This is a genomic window from Roseinatronobacter thiooxidans (assembly GCF_001870675.1).
Lineage (GTDB): Bacteria > Pseudomonadota > Alphaproteobacteria > Rhodobacterales > Rhodobacteraceae > Roseinatronobacter > Roseinatronobacter thiooxidans.
Map to the genome: position 1 here is coordinate 144099 of NZ_MEHT01000001.1, position 26423 is coordinate 170521.

The window sequence follows — 26423 nt, forward strand, 5'->3', positions numbered from 1 at the left end:
ACCCACGCTCGCCTGTCCTGAGTGTTGCAGAACACACCTCAAGCTACAACACCAAAGGCATAAGGAAAGCGCCCCCATCATCACGAAATCTCCAGATTTGGCGTTCTCTTGCCTGTAGGGGGGGGCAGTGCTATGTCGCCACGCAGAAAACATCGGCGCAAAGGATATTCGGCAGATGGCACAGGACTACATTATCAAGGACATTTCGCTGGCCGAATTCGGGCGCAAGGAAATCGACATCGCAGAAACGGAAATGCCGGGGCTGATGGCGCTGCGCACGGAATTTGGCGCAAGCCAGCCGCTGAAAGGCGCGCGGATCGTGGGGTCGTTGCATATGACCATCCAGACGGCGGTTCTGATCGAGACACTGACCGCGCTTGGGGCAGATGTGCGCTGGGCGTCGTGCAACATCTACTCCACCCAAGACCACGCTGCCGCCGCCATTGCCGCAGGGGGCACGCCGGTTTTCGCCATCAAGGGCCAGACACTGGAAGAGCATTGGGATTACCTTGATAAATCCTTCATGTTCGCTGACGGCGCGAATATGATCCTGGACGATGGCGGCGATGCCACGCTGTATGTGCTGCTGGGGGCGCGCGCGGAAGCGGGCGAAGATATCATTCCCGTTCCACAATCCGAGGAAGAAGCGGTCATCAAGGCCCAGATCGCCAAGCGCATGGCGCAAAGCCCCGGCTGGTTCACCAAGACACGCGATGCGATCAAGGGCGTGTCGGAAGAGACCACGACCGGCGTGCACCGGCTGTATGAGTTGCATAAGAACGGGCAACTGCCCTTCCCTGCGATCAACGTCAATGACAGCGTGACCAAGTCGAAATTCGACAATAAATATGGCTGCAAGGAATCGCTGGTCGACGGCATCCGCCGCGCGACCGACACGATGATGGCAGGCAAGGTCGCTGTGGTCTGTGGCTATGGCGATGTGGGCAAAGGGTCTGCGGCGTCTTTGCGCGGCGCAGGGGCGCGCGTGAAAGTGACCGAGATCGACCCGATCTGCGCGCTGCAAGCCGCGATGGACGGGTTTGAGGTGACAACGCTGGAAGATGTGATGTCCACCGCCGACATCTTTATAACCACCACCGGCAACAAAGATGTCATCCGCATCGAGCATATGCGCGAGATGAAGGATATGGCGATTGTGGGTAATATCGGCCATTTCGACAATGAAATTCAGGTGGCCGCGCTGAAAAACCACAAATGGACCAATATCAAGGATCAGGTGGACATGATCGAGATGCCCTCGGGCAATCGCATGATCCTGCTGAGCCAGGGCCGCCTGCTGAACCTTGGAAATGCCACCGGCCACCCCAGTTTTGTTATGTCGGCCAGCTTCACCAACCAGGTTCTGGCCCAGATCGAGCTGTGGACCAAGGGCGACGACTATGCGCCGGGCGTGTTCGTGCTGCCCAAGCATCTGGATGAGAAGGTCGCACGCCTGCATCTGGAACGTATCGGCGTGAAACTGACCGAGCTGAAACCGGATCAGGCCGAGTATATTGGCGTGACGGTCGAAGGACCGTTCAAGCCAGAGCATTACCGCTACTGACATCTTGCGCAACATGGCCCCGGACTTGATCCGGGGCCTCTGGGTCAGGCACGAGGCCCCGGATCAAGTCCGGGGCTGCGTTGCACCCTGTTTTGGCATTCGCGCTTTTCTTATGTGCCATTTTCCTGTAAGGCCCGCGCTATCTGAGACGTGACGCAATGACCCCGGCGTGATGCATAGGATTGGGGTCGGCGGCAATGGGGCCGCTATTGGAAACGGAAAGGCCAGAGGGCTGGTGCTTTCCATGAGGATACGCGAGTTATGTTCAACATCACGAAAAAATCGATCCAGTGGGGCGAAGAGACGCTGACACTGGAAACGGGCAAGGTTGCCCGTCAGGCTGACGGCTCGGTCATCGCCACTTTGGGCGAGACATCGGTCATGGCCAATGTGACCTTTGCCAAGCAAGCCAAGCCGGGGCAGGATTTCTTTCCGCTGACCGTGCATTATATCGAAAAATATTACGCAGCCGGCAAAGTTCCCGGTGGCTTTCTGAAACGCGAAGCGCGCCCTTCCGACAAGGAAGTTCTGACATCGCGTCTGATCGACCGCCCGATCCGCCCGCTGTTTGTCGAGGGTTTCAAGAACGAAGTTCTGGTCATCTGCACTGTGCTCAGCCACGATCTGGTCAATGAACCCGACATGGTTGCCATGATCGCAGCCTCTGCCGCGCTGACCATTTCCGGCGTGCCTTTCATGGGGCCAATCGGTGCGTGCCGCGTGGGCTATGCCAATGGCGAATACATCCTGAACCCCGAATGTCAGGACATGGAAAAGCTGCGCGAGAACCCCGAGCAGCGCCTTGATCTGGTTGTCGCCGGCACAAAAGATGCCGTGATGATGGTGGAATCGGAAGCCTATGAGCTGACCGAGGCTGAAATGCTGGGTGCAGTGAAATTCGCCCATGACAGCATCCAGCCCGTCATCGACCTGATCGTTGATCTGGCCGAAGATGCCGCCAAGGAACCGTTTGATTTCCAGCCGCCCAACTATGCCGATCTCTATGCCGCCGTCAAAGCTGCGGGCGAGGCGCAGATGCGCGCCGCCTTTGCACTGCGCGACAAGCAAGAGCGTGTGGCCGCCATTGGCGAGGCCCGCGATGCGATCAAGGCAAGCTTGAGCGAAGAGCAGCTTGCCAATGAGAACCTTGGATCAGCGCTGAAAAAACTGGAATCCTCGATCCTGCGCGGTGCCATCATTGCTGGCGAGCCGCGCGTTGACGGGCGCGACACCAAGACCGTGCGCCAGATCGTTGCCGAAACCGGCCTTTTGCCGCGCACACATGGCTCGGCCCTGTTCACACGCGGGGAAACACAGGCGCTCTGTGTCACCACACTTGGCACGGGCGATGACGAGCAGTTCATCGACGCGCTGACCGGCACCAGCAAATCCAACTTCCTGCTGCATTACAACTTCCCCCCCTATTCGGTGGGCGAGGTTGGGCGCTTCGGCCCTCCCGGCCGTCGTGAAGTGGGGCATGGCAAGCTGGCATGGCGCGCGTTGCAGGCGGTTCTGCCTGCGGCAACCGACTTCCCCTATACCATCCGCATGGTGTCCGAGATCACGGAATCCAACGGCTCTTCCTCCATGGCATCGGTCTGCGGCGGCTCGCTGTCGATGATGGATGCGGGCGTGCCGCTGAAAGCCCCTGTGGCTGGCGTGGCAATGGGCCTGATTCTGGAAGAAGACGGCAAATTCGCAGTCCTGACCGATATTCTGGGCGACGAAGACCACCTTGGCGACATGGATTTCAAGGTTGCAGGCACAGCCGAAGGCATTACCAGCCTTCAGATGGACATCAAGGTTGCCGGCATCACCTTCGAGATCATGGAACAGGCACTGGCACAGGCCAAAGATGCGCGCATGCACATCATGGGCGAAATGGCACAAGCGCTGACCGCGCCTGCCGGTTTCAGCCAATATGCCCCCAAGATCGAAACCATGCAGGTGCCTACGGATAAAATCCGCGAAGTGATCGGCACAGGCGGCAAGGTCATTCGTGAAATCGTCGAAGTGTCGGGCGCGAAGGTCGATATCAACGACGATGGCACGATCAAGATCGCCTCGAACGATCAGGACGCCATCAGAAAAGCCTATGACATGATCTATTCGATCGTGGCAGAGCCGGAAGTTGGCAAGGTCTACACTGGTAAAGTGGTCAAGCTGGTCGATTTTGGCGCGTTTGTGAACTTCTTTGGCAAGCGCGATGGTCTGGTCCATGTCAGCCAGATCGAAAACCGCCGCCTGAACCATCCGTCGGATGTGCTGAAAGAAGGTCAGGACGTCAAGGTCAAGCTTCTGGGCTTCGATGATCGCGGCAAGGTCCGTCTGACCATGAAAGTGGTCAATCAGGAAACCGGCGAGGAAATCGTGGGCGAGCAGGCAGAGTAATCTGCTAAAGGCGCACAACGCAGGCCCCGGACTTGATCCGGGGCCTTTTCTATTGGCCCGTCACTCTGTCACCAGCATATAGCCAGACCCGCGCACGGTTTGCAGATGGCGGGGGTTTTTGGGGTCATGTTCCAGCTTGCGGCGCAGGCGGGTGATCTGCACATCGACCGCGCGTTCCTGCCCCACCATGCCGCCATGCCCTGCGCGGTCGCGGCTCAGATGCTCGACCAATGCTTCGCGCGAGATGACCTCGCCGGGGTTTTCGCAAAACAGCCGCATGATTGCGGCTTCGGTCTGGGTCAGGCGTATCGGGCTGTCGTCGCGCTTCAGCTCTCCGCGTTCCAGATCATAGCGCAACGGCCCAATGACCAGCACTTGCGGCACGATCGCGGTTGCGCTGTGCTGCTGCGGGGTGCGGCGCAGGATGGAATTGATGCGCAGCAGCAATTCGCGCGGCTCGAACGGTTTGGGCAAATAGTCATCCGCGCCCGCCTCGAACCCTGTGATCCGGTCTTCCGCCTCTCCGCGCGCGGTCAGCAGCAGCACGGGGGCGGCCCCTTGGGCATGGATATGGCGTGTCAGGCTGAACCCGTCTTCGCCGGGCATCATCACATCCAGCACGATCAGATCAAAGCTCAGCCCCGCCAACAGCCTGCGGGCATGGGCCGCATCGCGCGCCGCTGTCACAAGATAGCCGTTGCGCAACAGGTATTTTTGCAACAACGCGCGGATGCGGGCATCATCATCGACAATCAGCAGATGCGGCTGCGCCTCGCTTCTCATGCGCGGCGGTCCCGCATATTGGTGTATTGGCGGCGTATTTCGTCATCCATCATCGCTTCCAGCACCTGCCGGAACCCGGCCACTGCCTGCGGCCCTGCGGCGCGGTAGGCCGCGCGCATCCTCTCGCGTTGCGCTTCGGACAGGGCGCGTTCCAGCGTGTCGCCCTTCTCGGTCAGAAACAGGTTCCGCTCGCGCCTGTCTTTGCGGCCAACGCGGCTTTCCACAAGCCCGTCTTCGATCAGCGTGCGCAGCACGCGGTTCAGCGATTGCTTGGTCACACCCAGAATGTTCAGCAGGTTGTTCACCGTGGTGCCATGGGTGCGGTTGATGAAATGCAAAGCACGGTGGTGGGCGCGGCCATAGCCATGCACCTCCAGAATGCGGTCAGGGTCTGCGGTGAAGCCGCGATAGGCGAAGAACATGGCCTCTATGCCCTTGCGCAACTGCTCATCCGTCAGGAACAGCAGGTTCTCGCCGCCCATCGCGCTGGTGCTGCCCTCGGCCATGGTCATAATCCGTTCTTCTGCAAACTTGCCGCAGTTTATGTCAGCCTTGTTGACATTCCAAGAGTGAATTGGTAGCGATTCCCCGATTTGACGTAACATTATGTCCGTAACGGACCTTTTTTGCGCAACATCTGAAAATATCGCCATTGAGGAGGCACTGATGGTCGGCGGATATGATGACAAGGACGGAATGATCTGGATGGATGGGCAGCTGGTGCCCTGGCGCGATGCGAATGTGCATATCCTGAGCCATGCAATGCATTATGCCTCCTCTGTATTCGAGGGCGAGCGGTGCTATAGCGGCAAAATCTTCAAAAGCCGCGAGCATTCGCAACGGCTGCTGGACTCGGGCAACCTGCTGGACATGCCGATCCCTTACACAGTGGATCAGATCGAGGCCGCAAAGACTGCGGTTCTGGAAGCCAATAACCTGACCGATGCCTATGTGCGCGCAGTTGCGTGGCGGGGTGCCGGGCCGGATATGGGGGTCGCTGCACGGCGCAACCCTGTGCGCATGGCCGTGGCGGCATGGGAATGGGGTGCCTATTACGGCGATGCGAAGTGGCAGGGTGCCAAACTCGACATCGCCAAATGGCGCCGCCCTTCGCCCGAAACCATCCCGACATCGGCCAAGGCGGCGGGTCTGTACATGATCTGCACCATGTCCAAGCATGCGGCCGAAGAAAAGGGCTGTTCGGACGCGCTGTTCTATGACTATCGCGGCTATGTGGCCGAAGCGACCGGCGCGAATGTGTTTTTCGTGAAAGATGGCGAGGTTCACACCCCCATCCCCGATGCGATCCTGAACGGGATTACCCGCCAGACCGTTATCGCCATGCTGCGCGATATGGGAATCGTGGTGCATGAACGCCATATCATGCCCGAAGAACTGGCCAGTTTCAGCGAATGCTGGCTGACCGGCACTGCCGCCGAGGTGACCCCCGTGGGCCAGATTGGCGCGCATCACTTCCAAGTGGGGCAGATGACGCGTAAAGTCTCCGAAACATACGAAGCGCTGGTGCGCGCTTAACCCCCGCCGCGTGGCCAGCCAAGAGACCCCGGCGCAAGGCCGGGGTCACGTTGCGGCACCTGAGAGGAGCAGCACCAATGCCCCCGATCCTGTGGTCATTCCGGCGGTGCCCCTATGCCATCCGCGCGCGGCTGGCGCTGGCGGAAAGCGCGCAGCAGGTGGCGTTGCGCGAAGTGGTGCTGCGCGACAAACCGGCAGAGTTTCTGGCCGCATCCCCCAGTGCAACTGTGCCTTGCCTTGTCACGCAAGACGGCGTGATTGACGAGAGTCTGGACATCATGCGGTGGGCCTTGGGCCGCAATGACCCGCAGGGCTGGCTGGACATGCCTGCATCGGGTTGGGACTGGATCGCGCGCATTGACGGGCCGTTCAAACATGCGCTGGACCGCTGCAAATATGCCAGCCGCTATCCGCAAGAGGACCGCACCCGGAATCTGGCCGTGGCCAGCGCCCATCTGGCAGAACTGGACGCCCAGATCGACACATGGCTGTTCGGGCGCGCAAGTGTTGCAGATTACGCAATCTTGCCTTTTGTCCGGCAATTTGCCTTTATCGACAAGCGCTGGTTCGACGCCCAGCCATGGCCCGCAGTGCAGGGCTGGCTTGGGCGTTTTCTAGAGTCGGCCCGTTTTGGGGCGGTTATGGAAAAATATCCGCAATGGGTTGCAGGCGACACTGGCTTTCGGTTTCCGCCCGAGAACAGTCAACTTTTGGGGTAGGGCGTGGGCGGGTCTGACAGGGCCGCGCTGTCCAATGTCACACCGCGCAATTCGGCGCTGTGCAACACCGCATCATAGAGCGAGCGGTTGCGCGTCAGCAGGCGTTTGAAGCGCGTCTCATCCAGCGACAGAAGCGTGCAATGGCTGATCGCGCTGATCATGGCGCGGCGGGGCTGGCGGGTCAGCAGGCCGATATGGCCAAAGAACTCTCCGCGTCCAAGGCGCAGTTTCTGGCCTTTGCGTTCCAGTTCCACCGCACCGGATGCGATGAAATAGACGCTATGGGGAACCTCACCCCTGCGCAACAGCACTGTGCCCGGTTCGACATGATGGGTGCGCAGGGCGCGCGCCAATTGGCGGCGCTGGTCATCGCGCATCCCTTCAAACAGGGGGAAGCTGCGCAAAAACGCATCTTTTTGCAGGGCGAAATCCAGTGCTGGGCGGGCCTCTACCTTGCTGCGGCGGCCACTTAGCCGGTCGCGCAGGGTGGTATACAATTCGCGGCTGATAAGCCCGTCGCTGAACAGGGTTTCGTATTCACGTTCTTCCAGCCGGATCGAGGTGCGGCGGATAAAGCGGCGCTCCATCTCCTCGGCATAGCCGGGATATTGCAGGCGCAGCCCTTCCACGGCATTGTCGGTTTCTTCTTCGCGGCGGCGCAGAAGTTCATGCAGCAGATCGGCCACGCGGCGGCCATGGATGCGCCGGATCTTGCTGTTGATATAGCCATGCAATTCACCCAGAATCAGGCGCTGGTTCAACAGCAGCTCGAACCGTTCAGCCGTCATGCGTTCCAGCGGCAGCGACCAGCGCAAGCGGTTATGAACCGACACAGCCAGCCGGTACCAGCCGCCATAGCCAAGCGCGCGCCGTCCGGCGGCGCGGTATTCATTGCGCCCGCCGCCGCGGGTTTGTTCAATAAGCCGGTCGACATCGGACAACATGCGGTCCACCAGCCGCGCAGAGAATACTTGCTGGCGGAAATTTTCGATAATCAGATCACGTTCGCGCCCGGCCAAAGCCACCAGCCCCAGCGTAATACGGTCGCGGTCGGGGATCGCCTCGGCCGCTTCGGCCAGCTCTACTGCACTGTCCAGCCGTTCGGCAAAGCGCTTCGCCTCTGAGCGGATCACCTCTTGCGGGAGTTTGAAATCGCGCGCGGTCTCTGCAATCTCCTCGCGCACGTTTTGCAGGGCAACCGCGATAACCTGATGCGACAGCGCCTGATCCAGCCGTGGCAAGCGGTCCAGCCCCAGCCGCGCGATGACCCAGCGCAGGGTCGTGCCCTGCACCAGTAGCGTGAACAATGTAAAGCCCGTGGCCAGAATGCCCACCTCGCGCTTGATGGCAGGGGGGACCAGCGCGTTTTCTGTCACCGCCAGGGCCAGCGCCAATGTCACCGCCCCGCGCAAGCCCCCCCACAGGATCGCGGCGCGATAGGCGGGTTCGACCTGCGGCGAAAGCCGCAGGAACGACAAGGCAGGCAACATTCCCCACAGAATGATCGCCCGCGCGACAAAGGCCGCCAGAATAATGACGCCAATCAGATACAGGTCATTCAGGCGCAAATCGCCCATCAGGCGCGGAATCAGAAGTGCGGCCAGAATAAAGATCAGCGCGCCTGCCCAATAGGCCAGCACCTCCCAAACCTCGCGCAGGTAGGTCCAGCTCATGGGGGTCAGGCGCCCCGGCCCTGTCAGGTTCAGGGTCAGCCCTGCCACCACCACCGCAATGACACCCGATGTGCCAAGGAATTGCTCGGCTATGATATAGGTCAGATAGGGCAGCGCCACGCTGATTGACACTTGCGCGCGCGGGAAGGTGGGGATCAGCGCCATAACGGCCACTGTCAGGCGCGCAAGGATCAGCCCCAGCCCGATGCCGCCAAAGACCAGCCACGGGAAAATGACCAGCGCATCCTGCAAGCTGGGGTCTGGCACGCCGGACATGACGAATGTCAGGAAAAACCCGAACAGCGCAATGGCTGCCGCATCGTTCAGCAGGCTTTCCCCTTCGACAATTCGCGTCAGGCGCTGGGGGGCTGCGATATTGCGAAAGATGCTGACCACGGCGGAAGGGTCGGTGGTTGACACAATCGCCCCGATCAACAGGCAGGCGGCGAAGGACAGGCTGGTAAACGGGCTAAGCGCATAGCCGATGACAACTGTGGCCACCACCACCGCCCCCACTGCCATAACCAGTATGGGCACCCAGTCATCCAGCATGCGCCGCGCATTGACCATAAGCGCCACCTGAAACAGCAAGGTGGGCAACAGCACATACAAGAACACGTTGGAGCGGATAGGCAGTTCCAGAAAGCGGCGCAACACGGGGTTCAGCGTGGTTGCCATGTCGCTGGACAGCACATACAGCGCCAGCGCGCCAATGACTGCACCCACAATCGCAAGGATCACCGTAAACGGCAGGCGCAATCGCTCTGACAGCGGTTCTGACACACCGATTACGATGAAAAGCGCGGCCAAGGCCCCGACAAGCGCGATAATATCCATGTCGCAACTATAAGCAGAAAATCTTGTAGAGAGAATGAATTAGCCAAGGTTGCCGCAAAAAATCAGCGCTTTGTGACAGAATGCGGCACTATTCGGCAGCCAGCGGCACGGCGTCACTGCGCCCGATGGCGGCAAGGTCGCGCACAATGCCATCCATCAACCGCTGGAAGCTGTCGAAACTGGCATTCGGGCAGACATGGCGTTCATCCAGATACAGGCCACGGTCAATCTCGATCTGGATGGCGTGCTGCCCGCTGGAGGGCATGCCATGGCGCTGCGTGATATAGGCCCCCGCAAAAGGCGAATTGCGCGCCACGCGCAAGCCCGCTGCGGTAAAGACCGCAGCAACCGCTTCGGTGATGGGGGAATGGGCAGAGGCCCCGAACCTGTCGCCAAGCACAATATCAGGGCGCAAGGCCGTGTGCTGCCCGTTCATGCTGACCGCATCGCGCGGCATGGAATGCATGTCCAGCAAGATGGCGCGGCCATGGCGGGCACGTTGCGCTGCCATAATCTCGGCCAGTTTTTCGTGATAGGGGTGCCAATACAGGCGCAGGCGCAAGTCAGCCTCGGCCTGTGTGATCTTGCCGCGATAGATTGCGCGCCCGCCCGCCACCACACGCGGGATCACCCCCAGACCGGAACTGATGCGCGGGTTCAGCCCGCGCGCCGACACGCCTGCAATAAGCGCGGGGTCCAACTCGGTCGCGGCGCGGTTGTAATCGACATAGGCGCGCGGCACACCGCCCAGCAGAACACTTGCGCCTGCGGCAGGGGCGGCGCGCAAGAATCGGTCCACATAGGCATCTTCAGACGAGCGCAGAAGAATCGGGTCCAGCGCCGAGGCGGCCAGAAATTCCGACGGGTAATTGCGCCCGCTATGGGGCGAGGCGAAGACCACAGCACTGTCAGGCGTGGCGGCGGGAAGGAAGTCAAAGGACTGCATGGCACCGTTTCTGTTTTTTTGACTATAGCGCATAGCATTCAGCATTCAAAAGCCCTTGATCCTGCCTGCGACTCCTTTTATAGACCGCATTAATTGACGCGGTGCTCTCCGCGTCCCTTTTATTTGGGGCGCAGAAATCATCTGGTCAGGGCGCGTAGCTCAGTGGTAGAGCACTACGTTGACATCGTAGGGGTCACAAGTTCGAACCTTGTCGTGCCCACCATTCACCCCTGCCTTTGTCGCAGGACCAACCGCAAAGGCGCTCGCGCGCCGCGAATAGGAGAAGGCCGATGAAGGTCAGAAACTCGCTGCGCTCGCTCAAGAGCCGTCACCGCGATTGTCAGATCGTGCGCCGTAAAGGCCGCGTCTATGTGATTAACAAGACGCAAAAGAAATTCAAAGCTCGTCAGGGCTAAGATTTTCGACACTGGATTTTGAAAACCGCCCAAAGAAGTGCGCTTTGGGCGGTTTTCCTTGTTGCGAGAAGGTGGACAGATTCCAATGGTCGCCACTTGATATAAGAAGCGCAATGACAGCTTTCAGGGCTTGGGGGGCATACCCGGCGCGGAACGAAGGGCCGTAGGCCCGCCGCGCATCGCCGGGCCGCACCCACGGCACGGCGATTTGGCTGCCTCAAGCGCAAAGCCTTGATCTTGCGCGGATTTGGCCAGCATAAAGTGCTATAGCAGGGCGTGAGGATCGCCGCACCGCGGCCCGACGCTACGCGGCTTTGCACCCAAAAAGTCAGCGTCCGCGAAGTCGCGCAAAGCTGATCTTTGTCACCCTTGGCGGCTCCTTGTGTCAGGTGTCGAGCATGGGGGCGGTTCAGACCAGCCCCAGCACAACACCCCCAAGATAGGCGATATTGGCCACGACCAGCAAACCAACGGCGAGTGACCCCAGATCCTTGGCGTCTTTCGCCATCTGTGACCATTCGGGCGACAGATGGTTCACAAGCACCTCAATGGCAGTATTCAACGCTTCAGCCGCCAGCAGCGCGCAGAACAACACCACAAACCCGATGAACTGGCCCGCGCTTGCCCCCGCAAAACCCAACACAACCAGCCCGACAACACCAAGCCCCAATTCCTGACGCGCCGCAGATTCGCGCAGCAACCTGCGAAACCCCGCAATGGAATAGCCGGTCGCGTCGATGAGATGGCCAAGGCCAAGCCGCCGCTTCACGACATGCGGCGGTTTATGATTTGTCGGATCGGTCACATAATCCCCAGATAAGCTGGCACCCTGTCAGCGATACACATGGTCTTCGCCGGGGAATGTGCGGGTTTTGACCTCTTCTGCGTAATCCGCCACCGCGCGTTCAATCGCGGGGCCAAGGTCGCCATATTTCTTGACGAATTTCGGCACCCACGGGTTCAGGCCCAGCATATCTTCCAGCACCAAAATCTGCCCGTCGCACTTGGCCGATGCGCCAATCCCGATGGTGGGAATATCCACCGCCGCTGTAATCTTGTCGGCCAGCGGTTCCACCACCCCTTCAACCACCAGCGAAAACGCGCCAGCATCGGCCACGGCAACTGCATCGTTGATATGCGCGGCCCACGTCTCCTCGTCGCGGCCTTGCGTCTTGAAGCCGCCCATCACATGGCTGGATTGCGGGGTCAGGCCGATATGGGCCATGACGGGAATGCCGCGTTCGGTCAGGAAATGGATGGTTTCGGCCATGCGCGCGCCCCCTTCCAGCTTGACCGCGCCACAGGCGGTTTCCTTCATGATCTTGGCCGCGTTGCGGAACGCCATATTGGGGCTTTCCTCATAGGTGCCGAAAGGCATATCAACCACGATCAGCGCGCGTTTGGTGCCGCGCACCACTGCGCGGCCATGCATGATCATCAGATCCAGCGGCACACCGATGGTGCTGTCCATGCCGTGCATGACCATGCCCAGACTGTCGCCCACCAGAATAAAATCGGCGTATTTATCCACAATCGCGGCTGTATGCGCATGATACGAGGTCAGCGAGATGATCGGCTCGCCGCCCTTTTTCGCGCGGATTTGCGGAACCGTCATACGGCGGATGGGGGCTTGCGTGCTCATGTGCTCTCCTTTGCGGGGTATAGAACGCGGTTGTCGATCAGAAACACCTGTCCGAATTTCGCGGCCAGCAGAATGACAGCAGGCCGCGTCAGCGGGCCTGCAATGGTTTCAAGGGTGGCCGCATCGCGAATATCAACCGATTGCACCAAGGCGCGCGGCTCTGCCTCTAGCGTGGCGCGCACATGGCTGCGCAAGCGCGAGGCGGTGATGCCTGTGGGGGCCATGTCCTGCGCCTGATCCAGCGCGCGGGCCAGAACGGGCGCGGCGGCGCGGTCGGCAGGCGACAGGCGCACATTGCGCGACGACATGGCCAGACCATCTGCTTCGCGCGCGATGGGGCCGCCGATGATGTCAATCTCCATATCCAGATCGCGCACCATGGTGCGGATGACAGCAAGTTGCTGAAAATCCTTTTCGCCAAACACCGCCGCATCGGGGCGGATGATGTTGAACAGCTTGGTTACAACAGTGGCGACACCGCGAAAATGCCCCGGCCGCAGCTTGCCAATCAGGATGCGCGACAATTCCGCCGTATCGACACTGGTTTGCGCTTGCGGGTCATACACCTCGGCCACCTCGGGGGCGAAGACGGCATCCACCCCTTCGGCGCGCAGCAAATCGAAATCGCGCGCCTCATCGCGGGGGTAGCTGTCAAGGTCTTCGCCGGGGCCGAATTGCGTGGGGTTCACGAAGATCGAGGCGATGACCTTGCCGCCCGCGCCCGCGCGGGCCCGCGCAAGCCGCATCAGCGACAAATGCCCTTCGTGCAAAAAGCCCATAGTGGGCACAAGCACAATAGAAGCGCCGCTTGCGCGCCACGCTGAAATTTCTGCGCGAATCGCGGCTTTCGTTCGGCAAATCTGCATCAAGCCCTCTCGCGGATGGATCACGCCATCTTTAGGGCCAGCCGACAGCGCGCGCAAGATTATGGCTTACACCCAGCGCGCGAAGGGCGGCAGCGACATCAGCACCGCATCGGGGTCATGCCCTGTTTGCAGGCCGAATTTGGTGCCGCGATCGTACACAAGGTTATATTCGGCATATAGCCCGCGATGGATAAGCTGGGTTTCCTTATCGGCATCGGACCAGTCCATCATCCGCCGCCGTTCGACCTGCGCAAGGAAGGCGGGCAGAAAGGCGCGGCCCACATCTTGAGTGAAGGCGAAATCAGCCTCCCAATCGCCGGTGCAATGGTCGTCATAGAAAATGCCGCCCACGCCGCGCGCGCGTTTACGGTGCGGGATGAAGAAATATTCATCCGCCCATTCCTTGAAACGGGGGTAGAGGTCGGCACCATGCGGGTCGCAATGGCGCTGGAGTGTGGCGTGGAAATCTGCCGTATCTTCCGCGTATTCAATGCAGGGGTTCAAGTCGGAGCCGCCGCCAAACCACCAGCCGCCCGGTGTCCAGAACATGCGGGTGTTCATATGCACCGCAGGCACATGGGGGTTTTGCATATGCGCGACCAGCGAAATGCCGCTGGCCCAGAAACGGGGGTCATCTTGCAGGCCCGGAATCTCCTTGCGCGCGGTCAGCGACCGCTGCGCCTGATCGCCCAAAGGCCCATAAACTTCCGAGACATTGACGCCCACCTTCTCGAATACGCGCCCGCCGCGCATCACGCTCATCAGCCCGCCGCCTGCGTCAGACCCGTCCGGCCCTTGGCGCGAGGTTTCGCGCAGCTCGAACCGGCCCGGCGCGCCGCCCGAGTGGGGGCCATCGGTATGGGCATCTTCCACCCCCTCGAATGCGGCAACGATCTGGTCACGCAGCTCGCGGAACCAAAGGGCGGCGCGGCGCTTGCGGTCGGTGAACAGATCGTCGGTCATGGGCAGTATCCTTTTCGCTACGCCACAGATTTGGCACGGCACGGTAAAAGTGACAAGATAAGTTTACATTTTCGCCAGCAATGCCGCATGGCGTGCCAGATAGGCGGTGCGCGCCTCTCGCGGGGGGCGCAGATGCAGCGAAAGACCTTCCAGCAGTGCGGGGTCAATACGGCCGAAAAAGCGGTTCGCCTCTGCCTCGGTAAAGCCTGCGATTTGCGTGGCTTCCAGCCATGCGGACAGTTTATCGGCGGATTTGATGCGCTTTTTTATCGCGGCGGGCAGGCGCGCTGGCAGGCCAAAGCGGATATGTATTGCAGCGCTTAGCCGGTCATCCAACTCTCCGTAGCTGGGGCCGACCGCCGCCTTGACGGGGGAAATCATGTCCCCGATCACATATTCGGGCGCATCATGCAGCAGGGCCGCCAGTTGCCAGCGCGGGTCGGGGCGGGGGGTGGCGCGGGTGAAGATTTCTTCAACCAGCAGCGAATGCTCGGCCACGGAATAGGGCCAGTCGCCCCTCGTCTGCCCGTTCCAGCGCGCAACAAAGGCCAGCCCATGCGCGATATCTTCAATCTCGATATCGACAGGGGTTGGGTCCAGCAGGTCAAGGCGGCGGCCGGACAACATGCGTTGCCAGGCGCGGGGGGGTGGGGGCATGGGGCTTCTCTTGCGGCTTTGGGAATGGCATAACGGCCCCAATGCGGCGCTGCAAGCCAGTGCAGAGCGCATGTTTCTTGCGGGCATGGCCCGTATTGCATGAAAATCAGGGAGTGAGCATGGAAATTGCAGGACATCTGGCACTTGTCACAGGCGGGGGCAGCGGGCTGGGTGCCGCCACCGCGCGGCATCTGGCGGCACGCGGTGCCGAAGTGGCAATTCTCGATTTCGACATCGAACGCGCGCATCAGGTTGCAGGCGAAATCGGCGCGCAGGCCTATCAGGTCGATGTGGGCGATGCGCAGGCAGTGGGCGAGGCTGTTGCACAGGCCGTTGCACAGGCGCGCGGGCACTTGCGTATGGCCGTGAATTGCGCAGGCATCGCCAATGCAGCGCGGGTTGTGGGGCGCGATGGCACCCCTTCCACCGCGCTGTTCGAGCGTGTGATTCGCGTCAACCTGATTGGCTCGTTCAATGTCATGGCCCATGCGGCGGCTGAAATGCGCAAGCTGGATGCGCTGGACGGGGGCGAACGGGGCGTGGTGGTGAACACATCCTCGGCGGCATGGCAGGACGGGCAGGTGGGCCAGGCGGCCTATGCGGCGTCCAAGGGCGGGATCGCGGCAATGTCGCTGCCAGTTGCGCGCGACCTGGCGCGGGACGGCATTCGCTGCATGGCCATCGCACCGGGGCTGTTCCGCACCCCGATGATGGAAGCCTTGCCAGAAGAAACCACAGCGGCAATCACCGCCAACATCCCCTTTCCCGCGCGGCTGGGCGATCCGGCAGAATTCGCGCTGATGGTCGCCCAGATTATCGAGAACCCGTATCTGAACGGCACCACAATCCGGCTGGACGGGGCGACACGACTGCCAGCGCGGTAAGGGCGGGTGGCAATGGTAAAGCGCGCGCGATGGCGACAGACCCCGCGCGGAATAGAAGGGCCGTAGGCCCGCCGCTGCGCGGCTTTACACTTGGAACCGCAAGCGTTCGAAAAGCCCCGCATAAAAAAGCCCCCGACCACAGGTCGGGGGCTTTCCTTAGACAAATCGCCAAAGATCAGTTCGGCAGTTCCTGGGTAATGCCTTCGACATAGAAGTTCATCGAAGCAAGGTCGCCATCTTCGGCCACTTCGCCATCAGCCAGCCAGGGCGTGCCGTCCTGACGGTTCAGCGGGCCTGTGAAAGGGTGATACTCGCCTGCTGCGATGGCAGCGATCAGGGCGTCAGCCTCTTGCTGCAACTCGGCAGGAATACGGTCATTCCACGGTGCCATTTCAATAACACCATCGGCAAAGCCCATCCATGAATTCTGGGCTTCCCATGTGCCATCCTTCACCGCCTGAATGCGGCTGATGTAATAGGGTGCCCAACGGTCCACAATCGCAGAGAGATGCGCTGTTGGGCCGAATTCAACCATGTCGCTGGCCTGACCAAAGGCCATCACGCCCGCATCCTCGGCCACGCGCACGGCAGCGGTGGAATCGGTGTGCTGCATGATCACGTCAGCGCCTTGTTCGATCAGGGTCTCGGCGGCGTCAGCCTCCAGCGCGGGGTCGAACCACGAATAGGTCCAGATGATGCGGAAATTCACATCGGGGTTGACGGCCTTGGCATGCAGATAGGCCGAATTGATGCCCGAGATCACAGCAGGAATCGGGTAAGATGCGATATAGCCGATGGTGTTCGTCTCGGTCATCTTGCCCGCGATATGCCCCAGAACCGCGCGCCCTTCATAGAACCGCGCATCATATAACGAGATGTTGTCATGCTCTTGAATATAGCCTGTCGCATGCTGGAAATGCACATTGGGGAAGCGGCCAGCAACGGCATTCACATCGGGGCCATAGCCAAAAGATGCGGCAAAGATCACATCTGTGCCTGAAAGCGCCATTTGTGTCATGACACGTTCGGCATCTGCGCCATAATCGACATTCTCGACGATGTTGGTTTCAACCGCATCGCCGAAATGGTCCTGCAATTCCTGACGGGCGCGGTCATGGCCAGCTGTCCAGCCAAAATCCCCGACAGGGCCAATATAGATGAAACCGACCTTTGTGGTGTCGGCCAGAACAGGTGTGGCAAGTGCCGCACTCAGCACAGCAGCAGTTAGCAGTTTTTTCATGTTTCTCAGTCTCCCGGTTGGCAGAAGAAGCCTCAGCTAGAGGCGTGGAAAGGTTTGTTCAACGAGCCGGGCGCGTTCAAGCCGCGCCCCTTGCCCGAAGAGATGATGACAAGCACAAGAATGGTTATCAGGTAGGGCGACATTGACAAGTACTCGACAGGGATACGAACGCCTGCCGCCTGCAAATTCAGTTGCAACACGACAATCCCGCCAAAGAGATAAGCACCCGCCATGGCCCGCCATGGCCGCCAGCTTGCAAATACGACCAGCGCCAGCGCGATCCAGCCTGCGCCCACAGTCATGCCTTCAGTCCATTGTGGCACGCGGATCAGCGACAGATACGCCCCGCCAAGCCCCGCGCAGGCCCCCCCGAACATAATCGCCAGCACCCGCACGCGTTTCACATGATAGCCCAGCGCATGCGCCGCGTCATGGTTTTCGCCCACCGCGCGCAAGATCATGCCCGCACGGCTGTATTTCAGAAACCACCAGACCGCGCCCACAAGTGCGATGGTCAGATAAACCACGATGTCATGCGTGAACAGCGCGCGGCCCAGAAAGGGAATGTCGGACAATGGCCCCAAATCCAGCTTCGGCGTGCGCGGCGGGGTAATGCCCACATATTGCTGGCCCAACAGCGCAGTCAGCCCCAGCCCGAACAGCGTCAGCGCAAGGCCAGAGGCAACCTGATTGGTCATCAATGCCTGTGTCAGAAGCGCAAATAGCAGCGACAAGGCAATGCCCCCCAGCGCCGCCCCGATAAAGCCTATGAACGGGCTGCCGGTGTTGACCGCGATGATAAACCCCACGCAGGCCCCCATGATCATCATGCCCTCAACCCCAAGGTTCAGAACGCCTGCCTTCTCCACCACCAACTCGCCAATGGCGGCCAGCAGGATCGGGGTTGCCGCCACCATCAGCGCGGCCATCAGCACCGCAGGATTGATCGAGCCAAGGATCATGCGCGCACCCCTTTTGTCAGCCGCAGCCTGTAATTTGTCTGGAAATCCAGCGCCAGCAGGAAAAACAGCAGCATGCCCTGAAACACCTGTATCGCGGCACCGGGCAGTTGCAGCATCATCTGCCCCAACTCACCCCCGATATAGGTCAGGCCCAGCAGCAGCCCTGCCAGCACAATGCCAAACGGGTTCAACCGGCCCAGAAAGGCCACAATAATCGCAGTAAAGCCATAGCCGCTGGCAAATTCGATCCGCACCTGCCCGCCGGGGCCAGACACTTCAAACATGCCCGCAAGCCCTGCCAAGGCACCCGCAATCCCCAGACAGATCACCACCAGCCGCGCAGGCGCCACCCCGCCAAAGCGCGCCGCGCGCGGGGCTTGTCCGGCCAGTTGGATGTGAAAACCCAGCATGTGCCGCGTCATCATGGCATAGGCAAAGATCACCGCAATCAGCGCGGCCACCACCCCCCAGTGAATGCCGGTCCCTGCAAACAGTTCGGCGTTATGCGCAGCTTCATAGCGGCGCAAATCGCGCGAGCCGGGAAAGCCCGCAATATCGGGGTTGCGCATCAGGCCCAGCGCCATTGCCGCAAGAATACGTTCCGCCACATAGACCAGCAGAAGCGAGACAAGAATTTCATTGGTGTTGAAACGGGTTTTCAGAATGGCCGGAATCATTGCCCACAAAAACCCGCCCAGCGCGCCTGCCAGCACCATCAGCGGAAAGATATGTGCGCCCGGTGCCGGAAAGAAAGCCAGCGCCACGCCCGCGCCAAACAGCGCGCCGATAATATACTGCCCCTCTGCCCCGATATTCCAGACATTGGCCTTGAAGCCGATGGCCAACCCCACCGCAATCAGGATCAGCGGGGCAGATTTTATCAGCAGTTGCGGGCGCGAATAGCTGCCGAATGTTTCCGAGAAAATGGGGTCGAAAAAGATCAGCCGGATCGCCACAATCGGGTCTTTGCCCAGCATCGCAAACATGACCCCGCCCGCAAGCATGGTTAGCACCACGGCCAGAAACGGGTTGGCAATGCGCCAGAATTTCGAGGGTTCCTTGCGTTTCTCTAGCCGGATCATGCGCTTGCCTCTTGTGCCACATGCATATCATGCGCCCCGCCCATCATCAGGCCGATTTCTTCGACATCCAGCCCGCGCGCAGGGCGCACCGGCGTCAATCGCCCCTCGTTCAGGGCGGCGAAACTGTCGGCGATTTCCAGCAATTCATCCAGATCCTGAGAGATGACAAGCACCCCTGCCCCCTTGCCTGCCAGATCCAGCAATGCCTGACGGATGGTTGCAGCGGCGGCGGCATCCACACCCCATGTGGGTTGGTTGACGACAATCACATCAGGATCAAGCTCGATCTCTCGGCCAATGACGAATTTCTGCAAATTCCCCCCCGACAGCGCGCGCGCCAGCACATGCGGCCCCGGCGTGCGCACATCGAACCGCGCGATAATATCGCGGGCGAAAACCTCGGTCGCGGGCCAGTCGATAAACCCGCGCGACGCAAGCCCCTTGCGTTCGCTGGCCGACAGCAGCGCGTTCGATGTCAGGCTCATATCCGGGGCGGCGGCGTGGCCAAGTCGTTCTTCAGGCGCGCTGACCAACCCGCGCTTGCGGCGCGCGTTCGGCCCCAGATGGCCCACGGGCTGCCCCTTTAACCGGACCTGCGCCGACGGCGCCTGCAACTCGCCCGACAGCATCAGCAACAATTCATCCTGCCCGTTGCCCGCCACACCGGCAATGCCCAACACCTCGCCCGCGCGCAGGCTGAAAGAGATGTCTTTCAACGACGTGCCAAAAGGGTTGTTGGAGTGCAGCGACAGCTTGTCCACACTCAGCACCACATCGCCCATGGGGCGCGCGGGCCGCTCTGGCGGGTGCAGGACTTGGCCCACCATCAATTCGGCCAGTTCGCGGGCCGATTTCTCGCGCGGGTCGCATGTTGCAATCTTGCGGCCCCCGCGCAGAATAGTGGCCTCATCACATAGTGCGCGGATTTCTTCCAGCTTATGCGAGATATACAAAATCGCCGTCCCCTCGGACGACAATTTGCGCAGGGTGCGGAACAGGATGTCCACCTCTTGCGGGGTCAGAACCGAGGTCGGCTCGTCCATGATCAGCAGTTTGGGGTCTTGCAGCAGGCAGCGCACAATTTCCACGCGCTGCCGCTCGCCAGCCGACAACTCGCCCACCAGTCGGGTCGGGTCCAGTGGCAACCCGTAAGCTTCCGACACATCGCGGATACGGCGCGCCAGATCGCGCAAAGGGGGCGGGTTTTCCATGCCCAGCGCCACATTCTCGGCCACGTCCATCGCGTCGAACAGGCTGAAATGCTGGAACACCATCGCAACCCCCTTGCGCCGCGCGTCCGAGGGTTGGGCAGGCGCAAAAGGCTGGTCGCGCAAGGTCATCTGGCCCGCATCGGGCTTGACCAGACCATAGATCATTTTCACCAATGTTGACTTGCCCGCGCCATTCTCGCCCAGAAGCGCGTGAATCTGCCCCTCGCCTATGTCAAAGGACACATCGTCATTGGCGACAACGCCGGGATAGGCTTTGGTCAGCCCTTCAAGGCGCAGCAATGACTTGCGCATGCAACATACTCTCCCTGTCATCGCCCCTGTTTCGGGCATATTCTTGGCAGTAGCAAACCCGCATGGGTGCTGCGATACAAGAAAAAACTAATCCCAGACTGACGAGACTGAATCAATGCCTCATTGATAATCATTGATCCCTTTCCTGCCCTGTCTGCGCGCCTTATACTGCGACACATGACACAAACACCCCGCTTCATCCACCTGCGCACCCATACGGAATATTCCCTGCTGGAAGGGGCGATTCCGCTTAAGAAACTGGTCAAAGACAGCGTGGCAAAGGGCTATCCCGCCATTGCCGTGACAGATACCGACAACATGTTCGGCGCGCTGGAATTTTCGGTTTTGGCCTCTGGTTCGGGGCTTCAGCCCATTCTGGGCTGCCAGATTTCGGTTGCGTATGACCCGCCGGCACCGGGGGAAAAGCTGCGCATGCCTGCGCCTGTGGTGCTGCTTGCGCAGTCCGAACGCGGCTATATGAACCTGATGAAGCTGAATTCCTGCCTGTATCTGCCCAAGGATCGGGCGGTGCCGCAGGTCACGCTTGAAGAACTGGCGCAATATTCCGATGGTCTGATCTGCCTGTCTGGCGGGGCCGAAGGGGCCGTGGGCAAGCTGATCCAGACCAACCAGATGCCCAAAGCCCGCGCGCTGATGGAATTTCTGGCCGCCACCTACCCTGACCGCCTGTATGTCGAATTGCAGCGCCACGCCGATGGCGATGGCCAGATGATGGAGGCAGAGCGCGTGACCGAACGCGCCTTTGTCGAAATGGCCTATGCGCTGAACCTGCCGCTTGTGGCCACGAATGACGCCTATTTTCCCAAATCTGAAATGTATGAGGCCCATGATGCGCTGCTCTGCATCAAGGACGGTGCCTATGTTGACCAAGCCGCGCCGCGCCGCCGCCTGACGCCCCAGCATTACCTGAAATCCCCCGAGGAAATGGCGGCCCTGTTCGCCGACCTGCCAGAGGCGTTGGAAAACACCGTCGAGATTGCCCAGCGCTGCGCCTATAAGGCCGAAAAGCGCGCGCCCATCCTGCCGCGCTTTGCCGATGACGAGGTGCAGGAACTGCGCCGTCAGGCCAAGGCGGGGCTAGAGGCGCGACTGGCCGTCATCCCCCATGCCGCCCCCGTGGCCGAATATGAAGCGCGGCTGGAATTCGAGCTTGGCATTATCGAGGGCATGGGCTTTCCCGGTTATTTCCTGATCGTGGCCGATTTCATCAAATGGGCCAAGGACAATGACATCCCTGTTGGCCCCGGTCGTGGGTCGGGGGCAGGCAGTCTTGTCGCCTATGCGCTGACCATCACCGACCTTGACCCTTTGCGCTATGCGCTGCTGTTTGAACGGTTCCTGAACCCCGAACGCGTCTCGATGCCGGATTTCGACATCGACTTCTGCATGGACCGCCGCGAAGAGGTGATCCGCTACACCCAAGCCAAATATGGCCATGACAAGGTGGGCCAGATCATCACCTTTGGCGCGCTGCTGTCCAAGGCAGCGGTGCGCGACATTGGGCGGGTTCTGCAACTGCCCTATGGGCAGGTGGACAAACTGTCCAAGCTGATTCCGGTCGAAGGGGTAAAACCCGTCAGCATTGAAAAGGCACTTGCCGACGAGCCGCGCCTGCGCGAGGCCGCCAAATCAGAAGAGGTGGTAGGCCGCCTTCTGACCCATGCGCAGCGGGTCGAAGGGCTGTTGCGCAACGCCTCGACCCATGCCGCCGGTGTGGTGATCGGCGACAGACCGCTGGATGAGTTGGTGCCGCTTTACCGCGACCCGCGATCCGACATGCCTGCCACGCAGTTCAACATGAAATGGGTGGAACAGGCGGGGCTGGTGAAATTCGACTTTCTGGGCCTGAAAACCCTGACCGTCATTCAGAACGCCATCGAGGTGCTGCGCCGCCGCGGGGTTGATCTGGATATCTCGGCCATCCCGCTGGATGATGAGGCGACGTATAAGCTGTATGCAAGCGCGCGCACAGTGGCCGTGTTTCAGGTGGAAAGTTCGGGCATGATGGACGCGCTGCGGCGCATGAAACCCACCTGTATTGAAGATATCGTGGCGCTGGTGGCCCTCTATCGCCCCGGCCCGATGGAGAATATTCCGACATATTGCGAGGTGAAGAACGGCCTGAAGCCTCTGGAATCCATCCACCCCTCGATTGATTTCATTCTGGAAGAAACCCAAGGCATTATCGTCTATCAGGAACAGGTGATGCAGATCGCGCAGGTTATGGCGGGCTATTCGCTTGGCGGCGCAGACCTGTTGCGCCGCGCCATGGGAAAGAAAATCGCCGAGGAAATGGCCAAGGAACGCCCCAAATTCGTGAAAGGGGCCATCGCCAATGGCGTCGATGCGAAAAAGGCGGGCGAGGTGTTCGACCTGCTGGAAAAATTCGCCAATTACGGCTTCAACAAATCCCACGCCGCTGCCTATGCGGTGGTCAGCTATCAGACCGCCTATCTGAAAGCGAATTACCCGGTCGAGTTCATGGCCGGTGTGATGAATTGCGATTTGCACCTGACCGACAAGCTGGCAGTCTATAAGCGCGAAGTGGACAGGCTGGAGATTGCAGTTGTGCCGCCTTGCGTCAACCGCTCTCGGGCGCGGTTCGATGTGCAGAATGGCGCGCTGGTCTACGGGCTGGGGGCGCTGAAAAACGTAGGCGTAGACGCCATGCGCCTGATCGTGGAAGCCCGCGGCGACAAGCCCTTTGCCACTGTCTTCGACCTTGCGCGCCGCGTCGATTTGAAGCGCGTGGGCAAGCGCCCGCTGGAAATGCTGGCCCGCGCAGGCGCGTTCGACCAGCTGGACCGCAACCGCCGTCGCATTTTCGACAGTCTGGACAAGCTGGTTACCTATTCCGCCGCGATCCACGAGGCGCGCGCCTCTAATCAGGTGTCACTGTTCGGCGAGGCGGGCGAGGATATTCCCGAACCACGTCTGGCGCAGGTCGATGACTGGCTGCCAACCGAACGGCTGGGCCATGAACATCAGGCGGTGGGCTTTTACCTGTCCGGCCATCCGCTGGATGACTATGCAGGCCCGCTGAAGCGCAAACAGGTGCTGACCCTGACCGAGGTCGAGAGGAAAGCGGCAGGCGGGGCGTTTGTGGGCAAGATCGCAGGGGCCGTCTCGGGGCGGCAGGAACGCAAATCCGCGCGCGGCAACCGTTTTGCCTTTGTGCAACTGTCCGACCCGACAGGTCTGTATGAAGTCACCGTCTTTTCCGACACGCTAGAGGCAGGACGCCAGTATCTGGAAACCGGCCAGAATGTCGTCCTGACGGTCGAGGCGACGATGGAAGCGGAAACCCTGAAACTGCTGGCACGCGGCATCCAGCCGATTGATGCTGTGGTGGCCGATGCAGGGGCGGCGGGCTTGCGCATCCACATCGAATCGCCCGAAGCGATTGCTTCGGTCGCAGCCCTTCTGGCGCGCTACAAGGAGGGGCCAGCGCGCGCGCGCGGGCCGCTGTGGTTCTGCGTCACCGATCTGGCGCAGGGGCAGGAATATGACATCGACACGGGCCAGATGTTCGCCATCACCCCCCAGATCAAGGGTGCTGTGAAATCGCTGGGCGGTGTGGTGATGGTTGAAGAGTTGTAGAACCAAAGGGTGGTAGGGCGCGGCCTTACCGCCCTTTGGCCAAAAGAATTTATTTATTTCAATAATTTATTTTCAAGCAAAGAGTTGAGATTTGACTGTAGACGCCCTGCCGACCTTATACATTTTCTTGGATGAGGGTGGAAATTTTGACTTTTCGTCCAGTGGTTCCAAGTTTTTCACCCTGACCTGTGTCAGCCTTTACAGGCCCTTCCGGTTGCATACGGCACTTGATACTTACAAATATGATCTGATCGAGCATCGCATAAAACCGCGCATCGCCATGGAGCATTTCCATTGTGCAAATGACAATCGGCATGTGCGCGCCAAGGTGTTTGGAATGCTTGCACAGGAAGTGCCGCCAAATTCGGTCGATGCGGTGATCGTGGAAAAGCGCAAAACCGGTCCGTCCCTGCAAGTGCCGGAAAAATTCTACCCCAAAATGCTGGGCTATTTGCTGCGCTTTGCCATCGAGAAAGCGCAGCGGGGGCTGGGCGAAGTGGTGGTAATTACAGATAGCCTGCCTGTTGCCAGCAAACGCAATGCAATCGAAAAGGCCATCAAGATCACACTGGCAGACATGCTGCCAGACCGCACCCCTTACAGAATCATGCACCATGCGTCACGCGCACATTACGGGTTGCAGATTGCCGATTACTTCAACTGGGCAGTCTTTCGCAGATGGGAGCATCAAGACCCCGCTGCGTTCCAAAGTGTCGCGCCCCAAATCCGCAGCGCATTTGAGATTTTCCGCAATGGAAAACGCGATTATTATTGAGAAATGACCCCCCCGACTACCTTGCGGAAAACCCCTTGGGTTTTTGTCATCGGGGGGGAACCTTTACGCAAATATATATGATCTGCTGTAAATTACAAGTTAAGGTCACGCGGCGCGACTTGCGCGATCAGCCCGCGATCATCTCGGATTGCCGCACGATCACTTCGGCCTGTTTGATCGAGGCAATATCAACCAGCCGCCCCTTATAGACAGTGGCCCCTTCGCCGCGCGCTTTGGCGGCTTCCATCGCGGCCAAGATCTCGCGCGCCTCTGCCACTGCGGCGTCAGAGGGGGTGAAGACTTCATTGGCCAAAGCCACCTGTTTGGGGTGAATCGCCCATTTGCCCACCATCCCCAGCGTGGCTGACCTCCGCGCCTGCGCGCGAAAGCCCTCATCATCGCTGAAATCGCCGAACGGGCCGTCAACAGGCAAAACCCCATGCGTGCGGCAGGCCGCTACGATGGCCGATTGCGCCCAATGCCACGGGTCTGACCAATATTGCGCACCTTCGCGCAGCATATAATAATTTTCCTGCGTCCCGCCGATTCCTGTGGTCGACATGCCCATAGAGGCCGCGAAATCGGCCGCGCCAAGGCTCATCGCCTGCAAGCGCGGGCTGGAAGCGGCGATCTCTTCGACATGGGCAATGCCTGCGGCGGATTCGATGATCACCTCGAAACTGATGCGCTTTTTGCGGCCCTTCGCGGCCTCGATGCTGGAAACAAGCGCATCCACCGCATAGACATCTGCCGCGCAGCCCACTTTGGGGATCATGATCTGGTCCAGCCGGTCGCTGGCCTGTTCCAGCAACTCCACCACATCGCGGTACCAAAACGGCGTGTCCAGCCCGTTGATCCGCACCGACAGGTGCTTTTTGCCCCAATCCACATCATGCGTGGCCGCGATGATATTGGCGCGCGCGCTGTCCTTGTCCGAAGGGGCGACTGAATCTTCCAGATCAAGGTTGATCACATCCGCATCGGATGCGGCCATCTTCTCGAACAGGGCCGTGCGCGAACCGGGGCCGAAAAGCTGGCAGCGGTTGGGGCGGGCTACGGGTGTGGGCTGGATGCGAAAGCTCATGCGTCACCTATCTGGGTCAGGAAATGTCGAATATCTCGGGCCTTGGGATATATTGTTGCGCAACCGCACGCAAGCGGCGTTCTGCACCTGCAAAACGAATTTCGCTGCAATGCGGCAAGCGTGGCGCACATTTCCTGCGCAATTTCCAAAAATCATCGAAGAACCTGCGCAACTTTGCACGAAACTCGTGAAATATAGCGACAACATTCTTCATAATCTGCGCAAGACTCACCATCGAAACCCACCCTTAAACCGGAGC

At 60.1% G+C, this 26423-nt stretch carries 23 protein-coding genes and 1 tRNA gene; 9 read left to right on the forward strand and 15 right to left on the reverse strand.

Annotated features, from left to right (window positions below; translation table 11 throughout):
* The first annotated feature begins 175 nt into the window (after nucleotides 1-175).
* Nucleotides 176-1564 (forward strand): adenosylhomocysteinase, encoded by a 1389-nt coding sequence (gene ahcY, locus BG455_RS00605; RefSeq protein ID WP_071468012.1) that lies wholly within the window; start codon nucleotides 176-178, stop codon nucleotides 1562-1564.
* Nucleotides 1565-1825: 261 nt separating this feature from the next.
* Nucleotides 1826-3955: a polyribonucleotide nucleotidyltransferase gene (pnp, locus tag BG455_RS00610; protein WP_071468013.1), complete on the forward strand. Its 2130-nt coding sequence runs from the start codon at nucleotides 1826-1828 to the stop codon at nucleotides 3953-3955.
* Nucleotides 3956-4015: 60 nt separating this feature from the next.
* Here the strand turns inward: pnp and BG455_RS00615 are convergent, their stop codons facing one another.
* Nucleotides 4016-4738 carry a response regulator gene (locus BG455_RS00615; RefSeq protein WP_071468014.1) on the reverse strand — a complete coding sequence of 241 codons (723 nt, stop codon included), beginning with the start codon at nucleotides 4736-4738 and terminating at the stop codon, nucleotides 4016-4018.
* Entirely contained in the window at nucleotides 4735-5244 is a 510-nt protein-coding gene (locus BG455_RS00620; RefSeq protein WP_071468194.1) for a MarR family winged helix-turn-helix transcriptional regulator, read from the reverse strand. The genes BG455_RS00615 and BG455_RS00620 overlap by 4 nt, the downstream gene beginning before the upstream one ends.
* 160 nt (nucleotides 5245-5404) lie before the next feature.
* On the opposite strand from BG455_RS00620, the gene BG455_RS00625 reads away from it, so the two are divergent.
* Together BG455_RS00625 and BG455_RS00630 are read left to right on the forward strand one after the other, a co-directional pair.
* On the forward strand, nucleotides 5405-6274 hold the full coding sequence (locus BG455_RS00625) for a branched-chain amino acid aminotransferase (protein ID WP_071468015.1): 870 nt from the start codon (nucleotides 5405-5407) through the stop codon (nucleotides 6272-6274).
* 77 nt (nucleotides 6275-6351) lie between these two features.
* Nucleotides 6352-6993, forward strand: a complete 642-nt coding sequence (locus tag BG455_RS00630) for a glutathione S-transferase (protein WP_071468016.1) — start codon at nucleotides 6352-6354, stop codon at nucleotides 6991-6993.
* On the opposite strand, the gene BG455_RS00635 is transcribed toward BG455_RS00630, so the two are convergent.
* Together BG455_RS00635 and BG455_RS00640 are read right to left on the reverse strand one after the other, a co-directional pair.
* The gene (locus BG455_RS00635; protein ID WP_071468017.1) at nucleotides 6978-9503 is read right to left on the reverse strand and encodes a cation:proton antiporter; all 2526 of its coding nucleotides are present in this window, start codon (nucleotides 9501-9503) and stop codon (nucleotides 6978-6980) included. The two genes, BG455_RS00630 and BG455_RS00635, sit on opposite strands and share 16 nt — an antisense overlap.
* An 88-nt stretch (nucleotides 9504-9591) precedes the next feature.
* Nucleotides 9592-10449 carry an N-formylglutamate amidohydrolase gene (locus BG455_RS00640; protein WP_071468195.1) on the reverse strand — a complete coding sequence of 286 codons (858 nt, stop codon included), beginning with the start codon at nucleotides 10447-10449 and terminating at the stop codon, nucleotides 9592-9594.
* Nucleotides 10450-10597: 148 nt separating this feature from the next.
* Between BG455_RS00640 and BG455_RS00645 the strand changes: the two genes are divergently transcribed.
* Together BG455_RS00645 and ykgO are read left to right on the forward strand one after the other, a co-directional pair.
* Nucleotides 10598-10672 (forward strand) — tRNA-Val (locus tag BG455_RS00645).
* A 67-nt stretch (nucleotides 10673-10739) separates the two neighbouring features.
* The gene (gene ykgO, locus BG455_RS16790) at nucleotides 10740-10865 is read left to right on the forward strand and encodes a type B 50S ribosomal protein L36 (RefSeq protein WP_084386057.1); all 126 of its coding nucleotides are present in this window, start codon (nucleotides 10740-10742) and stop codon (nucleotides 10863-10865) included.
* Between the two features lie 409 nt (nucleotides 10866-11274).
* Here ykgO and BG455_RS00655 read toward each other — a convergent pair whose 3' ends face one another.
* The 5 genes from BG455_RS00655 to BG455_RS00675 form a co-directional block, all read right to left on the reverse strand.
* On the reverse strand, nucleotides 11275-11670 hold the full coding sequence (locus BG455_RS00655; protein ID WP_071468019.1) for a diacylglycerol kinase: 396 nt from the start codon (nucleotides 11668-11670) through the stop codon (nucleotides 11275-11277).
* Nucleotides 11671-11697: 27 nt separating this feature from the next.
* Nucleotides 11698-12507, reverse strand: coding sequence for a 3-methyl-2-oxobutanoate hydroxymethyltransferase (gene panB / locus BG455_RS00660; RefSeq protein WP_071468020.1), 810 nt, complete (start codon nucleotides 12505-12507; stop codon nucleotides 11698-11700).
* Nucleotides 12504-13373, reverse strand: a complete 870-nt coding sequence (gene panC, locus BG455_RS00665) for a pantoate--beta-alanine ligase (protein ID WP_071468021.1) — start codon at nucleotides 13371-13373, stop codon at nucleotides 12504-12506. Before panC ends, panB begins: the two co-directional genes overlap by 4 nt.
* Before the next feature lie 66 nt (nucleotides 13374-13439).
* A complete protein-coding gene (gene hemF / locus BG455_RS00670) occupies nucleotides 13440-14336 on the reverse strand; it encodes an oxygen-dependent coproporphyrinogen oxidase (protein ID WP_071468022.1) in 897 nt (298 codons plus the stop codon).
* Between the two features lie 63 nt (nucleotides 14337-14399).
* On the reverse strand, nucleotides 14400-14993 hold the full coding sequence (locus BG455_RS00675) for an HD domain-containing protein (RefSeq protein ID WP_071468023.1): 594 nt from the start codon (nucleotides 14991-14993) through the stop codon (nucleotides 14400-14402).
* Between the two features lie 119 nt (nucleotides 14994-15112).
* On the opposite strand from BG455_RS00675, the gene BG455_RS00680 reads away from it, so the two are divergent.
* Nucleotides 15113-15877, forward strand: a complete 765-nt coding sequence (locus tag BG455_RS00680; protein ID WP_071468024.1) for an SDR family NAD(P)-dependent oxidoreductase — start codon at nucleotides 15113-15115, stop codon at nucleotides 15875-15877.
* Nucleotides 15878-16052: 175 nt separating this feature from the next.
* Here the strand turns inward: BG455_RS00680 and BG455_RS00685 are convergent, their stop codons facing one another.
* From BG455_RS00685 to BG455_RS00700, 4 genes are read right to left on the reverse strand one after another with little or no spacing between them, the layout of a single operon-like run.
* On the reverse strand, nucleotides 16053-17117 hold the full coding sequence (locus BG455_RS00685) for a BMP family ABC transporter substrate-binding protein (protein ID WP_071468025.1): 1065 nt from the start codon (nucleotides 17115-17117) through the stop codon (nucleotides 16053-16055).
* 32 nt (nucleotides 17118-17149) lie between these two features.
* Nucleotides 17150-18079 carry an ABC transporter permease gene (locus BG455_RS00690; RefSeq protein WP_071468026.1) on the reverse strand — a complete coding sequence of 310 codons (930 nt, stop codon included), beginning with the start codon at nucleotides 18077-18079 and terminating at the stop codon, nucleotides 17150-17152.
* Nucleotides 18076-19161, reverse strand: a complete 1086-nt coding sequence (locus BG455_RS00695; RefSeq protein WP_071468027.1) for an ABC transporter permease — start codon at nucleotides 19159-19161, stop codon at nucleotides 18076-18078. The genes BG455_RS00690 and BG455_RS00695 overlap by 4 nt, the downstream gene beginning before the upstream one ends.
* Nucleotides 19158-20684 carry an ABC transporter ATP-binding protein gene (locus BG455_RS00700; RefSeq protein ID WP_071468028.1) on the reverse strand — a complete coding sequence of 509 codons (1527 nt, stop codon included), beginning with the start codon at nucleotides 20682-20684 and terminating at the stop codon, nucleotides 19158-19160. Before BG455_RS00700 ends, BG455_RS00695 begins: the two co-directional genes overlap by 4 nt.
* Nucleotides 20685-20861: 177 nt before the next feature.
* Between BG455_RS00700 and dnaE the strand changes: the two genes are divergently transcribed.
* Together dnaE and BG455_RS00710 are read left to right on the forward strand one after the other, a co-directional pair.
* Nucleotides 20862-24305, forward strand: a complete 3444-nt coding sequence (gene dnaE / locus BG455_RS00705; RefSeq protein WP_071468196.1) for a DNA polymerase III subunit alpha — start codon at nucleotides 20862-20864, stop codon at nucleotides 24303-24305.
* 91 nt (nucleotides 24306-24396) lie between these two features.
* The gene (locus BG455_RS00710; protein WP_071468029.1) at nucleotides 24397-25080 is read left to right on the forward strand and encodes a DUF3800 domain-containing protein; all 684 of its coding nucleotides are present in this window, start codon (nucleotides 24397-24399) and stop codon (nucleotides 25078-25080) included.
* A gap of 127 nt (nucleotides 25081-25207) precedes the next feature.
* On the opposite strand, the gene BG455_RS00715 is transcribed toward BG455_RS00710, so the two are convergent.
* Complete coding sequence (locus BG455_RS00715; RefSeq protein ID WP_071468030.1) at nucleotides 25208-26164, reverse strand: L-malyl-CoA/beta-methylmalyl-CoA lyase; 957 nt, start codon at nucleotides 26162-26164, stop codon at nucleotides 25208-25210.
* Between the two features lie 16 nt (nucleotides 26165-26180).
* Complete coding sequence (locus BG455_RS00720) at nucleotides 26181-26399, reverse strand: hypothetical protein (RefSeq protein WP_071468031.1); 219 nt, start codon at nucleotides 26397-26399, stop codon at nucleotides 26181-26183.
* Nucleotides 26400-26423: the final 24 nt, after the last annotated feature.